This window comes from Serratia sp. BNK-23 (genome assembly GCF_047456145.1).
In the GTDB taxonomy this organism is placed as follows: Bacteria; Pseudomonadota; Gammaproteobacteria; order Enterobacterales; family Enterobacteriaceae; genus Serratia; species Serratia nematodiphila.
Window position 1 is genome coordinate 4,734,177 of sequence record NZ_CP179900.1, and the last position, 11,954, is coordinate 4,746,130.

The 11,954-nt window shown below is 60.1% G+C and carries 13 protein-coding genes; 1 reads left to right on the plus strand and 12 read right to left on the minus strand.

Features of this window, described 5'->3' with window-relative positions:
• Positions 1–27: 27 nt before the first annotated feature.
• The 12 genes from hemB to udp form a co-directional block, all read right to left on the minus strand.
• Entirely contained in the window at positions 28–1,050 is a 1,023-nt protein-coding gene (gene hemB, locus ACMGF9_RS22520; RefSeq protein WP_004934463.1) for a porphobilinogen synthase, read from the minus strand.
• 14 nt (positions 1,051–1,064) lie between these two features.
• Positions 1,065–1,847 carry a 3'-5' ssDNA/RNA exonuclease TatD gene (gene tatD / locus ACMGF9_RS22525; protein ID WP_414160437.1) on the minus strand — a complete coding sequence of 261 codons (783 nt, stop codon included), beginning with the start codon at positions 1,845–1,847 and terminating at the stop codon, positions 1,065–1,067.
• A gap of 53 nt (positions 1,848–1,900) precedes the next feature.
• A complete protein-coding gene (tatC, locus tag ACMGF9_RS22530; protein ID WP_004934456.1) occupies positions 1,901–2,671 on the minus strand; it encodes a Sec-independent protein translocase subunit TatC in 771 nt (256 codons plus the stop codon).
• Positions 2,672–2,674: 3 nt separating this feature from the next.
• A complete protein-coding gene (gene tatB / locus ACMGF9_RS22535; protein WP_021504797.1) occupies positions 2,675–3,226 on the minus strand; it encodes a Sec-independent protein translocase protein TatB in 552 nt (183 codons plus the stop codon).
• Between the two features lie 3 nt (positions 3,227–3,229).
• Positions 3,230–3,493 (minus strand): Sec-independent protein translocase subunit TatA, encoded by a 264-nt coding sequence (gene tatA / locus ACMGF9_RS22540; RefSeq protein WP_004934452.1) that lies wholly within the window; start codon positions 3,491–3,493, stop codon positions 3,230–3,232.
• Between the two features lie 80 nt (positions 3,494–3,573).
• Positions 3,574–5,205, minus strand: coding sequence for a ubiquinone biosynthesis regulatory protein kinase UbiB (gene ubiB, locus ACMGF9_RS22545; protein WP_004934451.1), 1,632 nt, complete (start codon positions 5,203–5,205; stop codon positions 3,574–3,576).
• Positions 5,202–5,810 carry a ubiquinone biosynthesis protein UbiJ gene (ubiJ, locus tag ACMGF9_RS22550; protein WP_414160438.1) on the minus strand — a complete coding sequence of 203 codons (609 nt, stop codon included), beginning with the start codon at positions 5,808–5,810 and terminating at the stop codon, positions 5,202–5,204. Before ubiJ ends, ubiB begins: the two co-directional genes overlap by 4 nt.
• A gap of 13 nt (positions 5,811–5,823) precedes the next feature.
• Positions 5,824–6,579 (minus strand): bifunctional demethylmenaquinone methyltransferase/2-methoxy-6-polyprenyl-1,4-benzoquinol methylase UbiE, encoded by a 756-nt coding sequence (ubiE, locus tag ACMGF9_RS22555; RefSeq protein WP_004934443.1) that lies wholly within the window; start codon positions 6,577–6,579, stop codon positions 5,824–5,826.
• Between the two features lie 78 nt (positions 6,580–6,657).
• Positions 6,658–8,205: a DNA recombination protein RmuC gene (gene rmuC, locus ACMGF9_RS22560; protein ID WP_015376303.1), complete on the minus strand. Its 1,548-nt coding sequence runs from the start codon at positions 8,203–8,205 to the stop codon at positions 6,658–6,660.
• Positions 8,206–8,345: 140 nt separating this feature from the next.
• Positions 8,346–8,876, minus strand: a complete 531-nt coding sequence (locus tag ACMGF9_RS22565) for a DedA family protein (RefSeq protein ID WP_004934438.1) — start codon at positions 8,874–8,876, stop codon at positions 8,346–8,348.
• A gap of 79 nt (positions 8,877–8,955) precedes the next feature.
• On the minus strand, positions 8,956–9,738 hold the full coding sequence (locus ACMGF9_RS22570) for a tyrosine-protein phosphatase (RefSeq protein WP_015376302.1): 783 nt from the start codon (positions 9,736–9,738) through the stop codon (positions 8,956–8,958).
• A 129-nt stretch (positions 9,739–9,867) separates the two neighbouring features.
• Positions 9,868–10,629 carry a uridine phosphorylase gene (gene udp, locus ACMGF9_RS22575; RefSeq protein ID WP_004934432.1) on the minus strand — a complete coding sequence of 254 codons (762 nt, stop codon included), beginning with the start codon at positions 10,627–10,629 and terminating at the stop codon, positions 9,868–9,870.
• 493 nt (positions 10,630–11,122) lie between these two features.
• Here udp and ACMGF9_RS22580 point away from each other — a divergent pair, with 493 nt between their 5' ends.
• A complete protein-coding gene (locus ACMGF9_RS22580; RefSeq protein WP_004934429.1) occupies positions 11,123–11,950 on the plus strand; it encodes a dienelactone hydrolase family protein in 828 nt (275 codons plus the stop codon).
• Positions 11,951–11,954 lie beyond the last annotated feature (4 nt).

An 11,954-nucleotide genomic window follows, 5' to 3' on the forward strand; every position in this document is an offset into this window, starting at 1 on the left:
GCGCCTTTTTGTTGGCTCATTTTGCGCTTAGCGACGCATCGCATCGTCGTGCAGCCACTGCGCGACACGCTTGGCGAAGTAGGTCAGCACGCCGTCGGCGCCGGCGCGTTTGAAGCACATCAACGATTCCATCACCGCAGGTTGCTCCTGCAGCCAGCCGTTCTGAATCGCCGCCATATGCATGGCGTACTCGCCGGACACCTGATAAGCGAAGGTTGGCACACCGAAGGTATCCTTCACGCGGCGCACGACGTCGAGGTACGGCATGCCCGGTTTCACCATCACCATGTCCGCACCTTCCTGCAGATCCTGCGCAATCTCCTGCAGCGCTTCGTCGCTGTTAGCCGGATCCATCTGATAGGTCTTCTTGTTGCCGCCCTTCAGGTTGCCGCTGGAGCCCAACGCATCGCGGAACGGGCCGTAGTAGCAGGAAGCATACTTGGCGGAGTAGGCCATGATTTGGGTATTCACCAGGCCCTGCAATTCCAGACGATCGCGGATCGCCCCGATGCGGCCGTCCATCATGTCGCTCGGTGCCACGATTTCCGCGCCCGCTTCGGCATGGGACAGCGCCTGACGCACCAGAATGTCTTTGGTCACGTCGTTAATCACATAACCCTGCTCATCGATCACCCCGTCCTGCCCATGCGTGGTGTAGGGATCGAGCGCCACGTCGGTCAGAATGCCCAGTTCAGGCACCGCGTCTTTCAGCGCGCGCACCGTGCGCTGTACCAACCCTTCCGGGTTATAGGCTTCTTCCGCATGCAGCGATTTCAGGCTCGGTTCGATCACCGGGAACAGGGAAATCACCGGCACGCCAAGTTTGGCGATGGTTTCCGCTTCCTTCACCAGCAGATCGATCGTCATGCGTGATACGCCCGGCATCGAGGCCACTTCTTCCTGGCGGTTGCTGCCTTCCATGACAAACACCGGATAAATCAGGTCGTTGACCGTCAGTTGATTCTCGGCCACCAGGCGGCGGCTGAAGTCGTGACGGCGCACGCGGCGCATACGGCGACCAGGGAAGGTGCCCGGAAATGCATAGCTCATAGTTTTCTCCTAGCTCAAACCAGCCGGAATAGCCGGCGGGCGTTCTCATCGGTTTTTTGCCCCAGCCATTGCGGCTCTTCCTGCCGCCAGACGGCGACCTGCTGCACGATATGGGGCAGGAAACAGGGTTCGTTGCGGCGAGATGCGGGTTTAGGCTGTAAATCCCGGGGCAACAGATAAGGGGCGTCCGTTTCCAGCAGCAGACGCTCGGCCGGGATCTGCGGCAACAGGGCACGCAATTCCAGGCCGCGCCGCTCGTCGCAGACCCAACCGGTAATCCCGATCGACAGGCCCAACGACAGGCAGCTTGTTAATTCTTCGGCGGTGCCGGTGAAGCAGTGCACCACGGCCGCGGGCAGTTTATCCAACCACGGCGTCAGTAGCTCGGCAAAACGTGCGTGTGCGTCGCGGCAATGAAGAAACACCGGCAGCGCCAACTCCGCCGCCAGCGCCAGCTGCGCGGTGAACGCCGCTTCCTGCTGTACGGGCGTCGAGAAGTTGCGATTAAAATCCAGGCCGCATTCGCCGATCGCCGCCACTTCAGGGCGTGCGGCTAACGCATAAATCTGCTCGGCAGTGTGTTCATCCCAACCGCTGGCGTAATGCGGATGCACACCGGCGGTAGACCAACCGTAGCCCGCATGTTGCTGCGCCAATTCCGCCGCTTCGCGGCTCTCCGGCAGATCGGTGCCGGTAATCAACATCCCGGTCACCCCTGCGGTGCGGGCGCGCTCCACCACCGCCTGGCGGTCTTTGGCGAATTGGCTGCTGGTGAGATTAACGCCGATATCAAACATGATTTTTTCCAAAGCAAAAGCCGCCCAATGGGCGGCTTCGCAATCAAGATGGATCAGGGAGCTGGCGGTTCGTCACCCTCGTCTTCTTCTTCCGCCTGCGGACGACGTTTGCCGGTATAGAAGCGGGCGAAGAACACCCCCACTTCAAACAGCAGATACATCGGTATTGCCAACAGGGTTTGCGAGAACACGTCCGGCGGCGTCAACAGCATGCCGACCACAAACGCGCCAACCAACACATACGGCCGTTTCTTCTTCAGATCTTCCGGCGAGGTGACGCCACTCCAGCACAGCAGAATGATGGCGACCGGCACTTCGAAAGCGACGCCGAACGCCATAAACAGCGCCATGACGAAATCGAGGTAGTTTTTGATGTCGGTGGCAATGGTCACCCCCATCGGCGCGGTCTTGGCAAAGAAGCCGAAGGCCAGCGGGAACACGATGAAGTAGGCGAAAGCCATGCCGAGGTAGAACAGCAGGCTGCTGGACACCAGCAGCGGCATCATCAGGCGGCGTTCATGCTTGTACAGCGCCGGCGCGATGAATGCCCACACCTGATACAAAATCATCGGCGCGGAGACGAACACCGAGACGATCATGGTCAATTTGATCGGCGTAAAGAACGGTGACGCCACGTCGGTAGCGATCATGCTCGCCCCGGCCGGCAGCTGCTTGAGCAGCGGCGCAGAGACCAACTGGTAGATGTCGTTGGCGAAAAACACCAGCACCACGAACACCGCCAGCACGCAAATAATCGAGTTAAGCAGCCGCTTGCGCAGCTCTATCAGATGACTGATAAGGGGTTGGGTATCTTCAACAGCCATGTATTAACGATCGCCACTAGGTTGGTGAGACGCTGGGGTTTTATCCGCAACAGGTTCGACAGGTGCCGGCGCGGTTTCCGCCGGCGCTTTAGCCGGTTGCGCCGCCACCGGCGCGACGGCTTCAGGTTCCGCTGCCGGTTTTGGCGCGGCGGCGGGCGCACTGGCGCGGGTTGCCGCTTCCGCCGGCGTCACGCCGTCGTGCAAGGCTTCCGGATCGGTGATCTGCGGGTTATGAATGGTGTTCGCCAGCTCTTCTTTCTCGCCCTGGTAGGTGCGTTTCAATGATTCCGCCGCGTCTTTCAGCTCATCCATCGACGCCTTCAGTTCCGGCGTCAGGTTCTGCAGGCCGGCCTGTTCCGCTTTTTTCAGGCTGTCCTGCAGCTCCTGCAGCTTCAGCTCCTGAGACAGTTCGTGCTGCACCGAGGCCGCCAGCGAGCGCAGCGCGCGGATCCAGCCCGATACCGTTCTGACCGCGACCGGCAAGCGTTCCGGCCCCAGAACAACCAGGCCGATCACCAGCACCAGCAGCAGCTCACTAAACCCAATGTCAAACACGGTTTATACCTGCTCTTTGTTCTTCGACTCTTCCGGTTTCACTTCCGGCTGCTTATCGGTAATAGGCTTGGCCGAGAAGTCAGCGTCATCCAGGCTGCTTTTCTCAGCCGTGTTGGGGGTCGACGGCGTATCGTCGCCGATCGCCTTCTTGAAGCCCTTGATCGAGGCGCCGAGATCGGAGCCCAGCGTGCGCAGTTTTTTGGTACCGAACAACAGCACCACGATCACTGCGATGATCAACAATTGCGTAATACTAATACCGCCCATTTTAATTACCTCTAATTTTAAAGGGTCTTTTAAAGCCAGCCCGCATTATAGAGCCGACTTTACCAGAGTAACGAATTAAATCAGGTGGTTCGCTTCCAGCCAATCACCCAGCATACGATGCCGGCGGCCATCATCCAGGCGGGAAACACCTCGATTTGCCCCAGCAGCAACAGCGTGCCGCTTACCAACAGTGTAGCGCCAACGCCGAACAAATAACGTGACTGCCCCTGACGAACCCGCTGAGCCTGCATCTGGTTGGTCAGCTTATCAACGCTTTGTTGCAACAGTTTATGCTGCTGCAAGCTATCGTAAAACAGCTCGGGCAGTTCCGGCAGCTTCTCCGCCCAGAACGGCGCTTTCTCTTTCAGCGCACGCACCACGGCGGGAATGCCGACCTGATCGCGCAGCCAGCTCTCGAGGAACGGCTTGGCGGTGGTCCACAGATCCAGCTGCGGATAGAGCTGACGCCCCAGTCCTTCAACATACAGCAAGGTCTTCTGCAATAACACCAGCTGCGGCTGCACTTCCATATTGAAGCGTCGCGCGGTGTTGAACAGGTTCAGCAGCACGTTGCCGAAGGAAATCTCCGCCAGCGGCTTCTCGAAAATCGGCTCGCACACGGTGCGGATGGCGAATTCGAAGTCTTCCACGTTGGTGTCGCGCGGCACCCACCCGGAGTCGACGTGCAGTTCCGCCACCTTGCGGTAATCACGGTTGAAGAAGGCGATGAAATTTTCCGCCAGGTAGCGTTTATCATCCTTGTTCAGCGAACCGACGATGCCGCAGTCGATGCCGATGTAGCAAGGATCTTCCGGATGTTCGTAGCTGACGAAAATATTACCGGGATGCATGTCCGCATGGAAGAAGCTGTCGCGGAAGACCTGGGTAAAGAACACCTGGACGCCGCGTTCCGCCAACAGTTTCATGTTGGTGCCCTGCTGTTCCAGCGTGGCGATGTCCGAGACCGGAATGCCGTAAATGCGCTCCATCACCAATACGCTTTCGCGGCAGTAGTCGGAATAAACTTCCGGTACGTACAGCATTGGGCTGCCGTCGAAATTGCGGCGCAGCTGAATGGCGTTAGCCGCTTCGCGCAGCAGGTTCAATTCGTCCAGTAGAGTTTTCTCATACTCGCGTACCACTTCGCGCGGGCGCAGACGGCGGCCGTCCGGCAACAGCTTCGGCACCCAGCCTGCCAACCGGTACATCAGACGCACGTCGGCCTTGATGATCGGCCCGATATCCGGCCGGATCACCTTCAGCACCACTTCCTGGCCGGTGGTTTTCAACCGCGCGGTATGCACCTGCGCGATCGAGGCAGAGGCCAGCGGCTGCTGATCGAAGTCATCGAACCAGGTCTCCAGCGGGCCGCCCATCGCCAGCTCGATATGCTTACGCGCCAACGCGCCATCGAAAGGCGCCACCCGATCCTGCAGCAGCGTCAGCTGATCGGCAATGTGCGGCGGGAACAGATCGCGACGGGTCGACATCATTTGGCCGAACTTGATCCAGACCGGCCCCAGTTCCTGCAGCGCCAGCCGCAGACGTTCACCCAGCGGTTTGTCCTTGTGCCGATTCGGCATCCAGAACAGCAGCCGGCGGCCAAAGCGCAGCGGCAGCGTCAACCGCATTTTAGGGATCAGCTCGTCCAGCCCGTAGCTGAGAAAAACGCGGACGATAAAATACAAACGGCGCAGTTCGCCTGGGGTCATCGCTTGCCCTCCAACTTGTCCATGCGGGCAATCAGCGCTTCCGCGCTGCGGGCGAGTACGTCAACTTCTTCGTTGAACCACACCACTTCCAGCGGCCCCGGCGCCAGGCGCCACTCTTCTGTCAACGCCTCAGCCATGTCTTGCTGCCGGCGCATAAAGCCGGCTTTCAGCAGCGAGGCGCCTTTTCCCAGCGCCTGTGTAATGCCTTGGGCGGCGATATCGCCGATGTAGGGCGCCAGCCACTCCGCCGGATCCCACTCCGCCAGATCGAGCAGGCCAACCAGCTGTTGCACCACCTGAATATCGCCTTCCACTGTCAATTCGCCGCTGCGCATCAGCACCGGCAACTGCTGGCGATCGCGCAGCTTCAGCAAGGAGGGAATGCGGCTACGCACGGTGCAATCGGCGCTGTCTTCAGACTGCCCCAGCACATCCACGCGCAGTTCGCTGAACACCAGCACCAGCGGCGAAGCCAACTCTTCCAGTTCGATGCGCAGCACCTTGCCCACCAGGCGTTGGCGGGCGGCTTTCATGCTGCGATCGCGAAACAGCAGGTTATTCAGCGAGGTTTCCAGCGCACCGGTCAGCAGAGGGGTAAACAGCATCGGCATCTCCCTCTCAGAACTTGAAGCCGCGATGCAGGGCGACAATACCACCGGTCAGGTTGAAATAGGTGACGTTTTCAAAACCGGCGTTGCCCATCATGCCCTTCAGGGTTTCCTGATCGGGGTGCATGCGGATCGATTCCGCCAGGTAGCGGTAGCTGTCCGGATCTTTCACCACCAGCTCGCCGATCTTCGGCAGCACGTGGAAAGAGTAGGCGTCATAGGCTTTGCTCAGCGGCGCCAGCAGCGGCTTGGAGAATTCCAGCACCAGCAGACGGCCGCCCGGCTTCAGCACGCGGAACATCGAGCGCAGCGCTTTGTCTTTGTCAGTGACGTTACGCAGGCCAAAGGAGATGGTGATGCAATCGAAGTAATTGTCCGGGAACGGCAGCGCTTCGGCGTTGGCCTGCACGTAATTGATGTTGCCGACGATGCCGCGATCGCGCAGCTTCTCGCGCCCCATCTTGAGCATCGAATCGTTGATGTCCGCCAGCACCACCTGCCCCTGCTCGCCCACCATGCGGGAGAACTTGGCGGCCAGGTCGCCGGTACCGCCGGCCAGATCCAGCACGCGCTGCCCGCGGCGCACGCCGCTGCAGTCAATGGTGAAACGCTTCCAGATACGGTGAATACCGAACGACATCAGGTCGTTCATCACGTCATACTTTGCCGCTACCGAATGGAAAACGTCCGCCACCATGGCCTGTTTTTCGTCTCTAGCGACGGTGCGAAAACCGAAATCGGTGGTTTCCTGCGATTGATCTGCCATTGTCCTGCCTGCTATTCAGTCAATTTTGTGTGGATGAGTGTACCAGAAGCCCGGTGAATACCCCACCTCGCCACGGCCTCAGCCGTGCGAAACGAAGCCCGGCTCCCCGGCGGTATCGTCATCGTCGTTCGTCTGCGGCAGCGCGGCGACATCATCGTCGTTCGCCTCTTCCGCTTCATCGTGTTGCGCGCCGGCTTGCTGCGCCAGCAGCGGGTTTATCGGCCGTTTGACCTCAACCCCCAACGCGCGGAAACCTTCAATTTGGCCGATAAGATTACCACGGCCTTCGCTCAGTTTGTTCATCGCCTGACGATAACTGCCCTGCGCCTTGTCCAGGCTCTGCCCCAGCGCGGACATATCGTCCACGAACAGCCGCATCTTGTCATACAGTTTCGCCGCGCGATCGGCGATGCGCTGGGCGTTCTGGCTCTGATGCTCATAGCGCCACAGGTTGGTGATGGTACGCAGCGCCACCAGCAACGTGGTCGGGCTGACCAGCATGATGTTGTGCTTAAGCGCTTCGCTGATCAGCTCCGGCTCGCGATCGATAGCCAGCAGGAAGGCAGGCTCGACCGGAATGAACATCAGCACATAATCCAGCGAACGCAGCCCCGGCAGCTGCTGATAGTCCTTGCGGCCCAGCATGCGGATGTGGCCGCGCAGCGAGGCGATATGTTCGCTCAGCGCCGCTTCGCGCTCCGCCTCATCCTCGCCGTTGAAATAGCGCTCGTAGGCGATCAGCGACATCTTGGCGTCAATCACTACATCCTTACCCTGCGGCAGGCGCACGATCACATCGGGCTGCATGCGGCTCTGATGATCCACCCGCACGTTGACCTGCGTTTCATACTCATGTCCTTCGCGCAGGCCGGAAGCCTCCAGCACCCGGCTCAGCACCACCTCGCCCCAGTTGCCCTGCGTTTTGTTGTCGCCTTTCAGCGCCTTGGTGAGGTTGATCGCCTCGCGCGCCATCTGCGCGTTCAACTGCTGCAGATTGCGTATCTCGTGCGTCAGCGTATGGCGCTCCCGCGCCTCCTGGCCAAAGCTGTCCTGCACCTGCCGGCGGAAACCGTCCAGCTGTTCGCGCAGCGGCAACAGTAAACGATCCAAACTTTGCTTATTTTGCTCGTCCACCTTGCGGCCGCTGTGTTCAAAAATGCGGTTGGCGAGATTTTCAAACTGGGTGGTGAGCCGCTGTTCGCTGTTGATAAGCAGGCGCTGCTTCTCCTCCGCTGCCATACGCGTCTCTTCCAGACGGATGGTGACTTCGCGCAGTTCGGCTTCCTGCGCGCTGTTAACCTCGCGCTGGGCGCGCAGCTCCTGATTGAGCAGCTCGCATTCGTTGCGCCAATGGTTGAGCTGTTGCAGCTTCTCATGTCCGGCCGCCAGTTGGCTGTGCAGATTGCGCAGCTCCAGCTCGCTCTGGCGCGACTGCTGCTCGTGGCGCTGCAGCGTTTCCTGTCGCGCCGCCGTTTCCTGCTGCGCCTGCTGCAACGCTTGCTCCAGCAACCGCAGCTCGGTTTCATGTTGCGCATGCGTCTGCTGCACCCGCAGACTGGCGATCAGCCACCCCAACAGCATGCCGATCGCTACGCCGCCAATCCCATAAATCAGACTGGTATCCACCCTGCCTCCTGTTGCACCTTGCCGTTGCGGCGTTTTGCACGCCCATTGCCCGTCACGTTAAGGGGAGGCTGTATGGATGTCCAGCCTGATTTTGCCGGCCGCGCACAATATTGCGCGGCGCTGCGCAATTTAGCGAGAAATCAACCCAGCCACTGGCTGAGCCACTTGATGCCGAACGCCCCCGGCGCCAGAATGCCGAACGCCCAGATCATCGCCGACGTGACGTTGGCCAGTTGGAAATAGCGCTGCGGCATGCCGCAAATGCCGCCCACCAACGGCACCACGGCGCGCAGCGGGCCGAAGAAGCGGCCGATGAAAATGCCCAGCACGCCCCAGCGTTCAAAGAAGGCGTGGCCGCGCGCCAGCAGCTGCGGATTGCGCGACAGCGGCCACATATGGGCCACGCGATCCTGATAGTGATAGCCGATCCAGTAAGAGAGCCAGTCGCCGAAAAACGCCCCGGCGGCGGCGGCGGCCCAAATCGGCCAAAAGGCGATGCCGCTTTCGCCGATCAGCGCGCCCAGCGCCAGCAGGATCACCGTGGCCGGCAGCAGCAGCGACAAAAACGCCAGCGACTCGCCGAACGCCAGGAAGAAGATGATGGGAATGGCCCAGCCTTCGTGCTGACGCACGACGTCGCTGACCCAGTTGATAACGTCATTGAGGCTCAATACGGGGCTCCTGATACGCGATGGTTCGCCGCCTAGGATAAGCCGGGGCGAGTTAAACCCCGGTTAAACACGCAGCGATTTACTCGAGGTAGAACGCCTGCAGCGCTTCGCGCTGGGCCGCGCCCAGACCGTATTCCGCTTCCAGCCAGCGGTCGGTGGAGCCGTATTGCTGACGGATGCAGCCCAGCGCCGTCATCAGGAACTCCTCGCGCGCGCTGAGCACGTAGGCGAATTGCTCCAGCGCCGCCGCATTCAGCTTGATAGAGAGCTGATCCAGCATCTGCTCGCGGAAAGTGGCCAGCGTGGTTTCAGTCAGCAGATAGTCTTCCAGCACCGTCGCTTCGTCGGCCCCCAGCGCGAACAGCACCAGTGCCGAACCGACCCCGGTGCGATCCTTGCCGACTGCGCAGTGCTGCACGATCGCGCCGCCGCCGGGGTTGCTCAGCAGCTGCGCCAACCGCTGATAGGCCACATTGCCGAACGGCAGGCGGCGATACAGTTCCAGCATGAACGCGCGGGCGTCGAAAGCGGCCAGCGTTTCGTTGGTGAGCTTCTCCAGGTTGGCGTTGACTTCGCTGCTCAGCGGGTTGGCCGGCACGTGATGATAGTCGGCGCCATTCCACAGAATATCCGGTTTGGCCTGCACTTCGTCGGCATCGCGGTAGTCCAGCACCGAACGCACCGGCACGCCGGCGAGAAAGGCGCAGTCGTTTTCCGTCAGCCGCTCGAGGGAACCGGAACGAAACAGCAGGCCGCGCTTGATGCGGCGCCCGTCGGCCACGCCGTTGCCGCCGAAGTCACGGAAATTAATGCCGCCGTCGAGCGGCGCAAGCGAAGGATGAAGCAGGATCTGGGCGGTCATAAACGTCCTCATTGTTTTTGTTATGACAACGCGCGGCGGCCATCGGCGCAGCGCTGAGGAGTATCACCGTAACAGATTAGTCGCGAATGGAAAAACGGGCCGCGGCGGCGGCCCGTTGAGGGAAGGCGATTACAGCAGACGGCGGGCAGCGTCCACCACGATCTGCACCGCTTTGCTTTCGGTGTTTTTCATGGTCTCGGCGTTCGGGATCTCTTGCTGGGTGCGGTTGACGATCACCCCAGCCACCATGCCGGCACGCAGGCCCTGGCTAGCGCACATGGTCAGCAACGTGGCGGATTCCATTTCATAGTTCATCACGCCCATCGCCTGCCACTCTTCCATCGAGCCTTTAAAACGGCTGACCACGCGGCCGGAGTAGGTGTCGTAACGTTCCTGGCCCGGGTAGAAGGTATCGGAAGAGGCGGTTACGCCAATGTGGGTGGTCGCGCCGCTGGCTTTGGCCGCTTCCACCAGCGCGGTGGTGCAGGCGAAGTCCGCAACCGCCGGGAACTCCATCGGCGCAAAGTGCAGGCTGGCGCCGTCGAGGCGTACCGCCGCCGTAGTCACCAGCACGTCACCGACGTTGATATTGGCCTGAATGGCGCCGGTGGTGCCGATGCGCAGGAAAGTGCGAATACCCAGCTGCGCCAGCTCTTCCACCGCGATAGAGGTAGAGGGGCCGCCAATACCGGTGGAGCAGACGATCACCGCCTTGCCGTCCAGCTCTGCGCGCCAGGTGGTGAATTCACGATGGGAGGCCAGATGCACCGGATTTTCCATCAGCTTGGCAATCTTCTCTACGCGCTGCGGATCGCCCGGCACGATGGCAAGCTGGGCCCCTTGTAAATCGTTCTTGGTGAGGCCGAGATGAAAAACGTCAGACTGAGACATACGAGACTCCTCATGGATCATGTTTATTGGGAGGAACAAAAAAGCACTCTACTGAAAATCGCCGCTTAATTTCGTGACGATAGTCACTATGAAAAGAGAAACAAATTACATGCTACATATTTTTTGTGATTTTTATCACAAAAAATCACTATCACTATAAGGCATCCAGAATGCACCGCTAAACCTCAGTCTAGCCGACAAACCTTGCAGCTCCCTGCCCGTTGGTTGCCGGCTGAAACTATTTAGCTCATCAATCCGAAATAACTCCATCTTATCGGTTGCTTAGGGGCAAAAAAGCCCTCTAACGCACCTTATGGCACTTACGCGGGCCAAAACGCGTAATAACATGATAAAAAGCGCTTAAAAATGCCGCAAAGCCAGATAATTAGCCGTTTTTTATCGACTTGTCCGAAAGTGCGCCACGCAGCGCCAATAATGGGTAATCTTTCCTATAGTTAATCTCAGCGCTTTTTTCTATTGCACGGAGACCGCAATGAAAACCGAACATGTGATGACATTAGAACAGGCTCAGGGGGGATTCGCCCCGGCCGCCGCGCCGTTGGCCGCCTCCGCGATTATCACCGACGAACAGGGCATTCATGCCGGGCAAACGACCATCCCTTCTCAGGGCGACGCGCTGCCGGCCTACGTCGCCAAACCCGCCGATCAGAGCGGCCCCTTTCCCATCGTGCTGGTGGTGCAGGAAATCTTCGGCGTCCATGAGCACATTCAGGATCTGTGCCGTCGCCTGGCCAAGCAGGGCTATCTGGCGATCGCGCCCGAGCTCTATTTTCGCCAGGGCGATGCCAACGACTACAGCGATATCGGCGAGCTGTTCCAGCAGTTGGTGACCAGGGTGCCGGATCGTCAGGTGCTGTCGGATCTGGATCACGCCGCGCACTGGGCTATCCGCCACGGCGGCGACGCCGGCAAGCTGGCGATCACCGGCTTCTGCTGGGGCGGTCGCATTACCTGGCTGTACGCGGCGCACAACCCGCAGTTGAAGGCGGCGGTCGCCTGGTACGGCAAACTGGTCGGCGAGAAAACGCTGAATTCACCGAAGCATCCGGTCGATGTCGCCACCCACCTGTCGGCGCCGGTACTGGGGCTGTATGGCGGGCAGGACAGCGGCATTCCGCTGGAGACGGTGGAAACCATGCGCCAGGCGATACGCGCCGCCAACGCCGAGGCCGAAATCGTGGTGTACCCCGAGGTTGGGCATGCGTTCAACGCCGATTATCGTCCCAGCTACAACGCCGAAGCGGCGCAAGACGGCTGGCAACGCATGCTGGCGTGGTTCGCCCAGCACGGCGTCAAGTAACCTC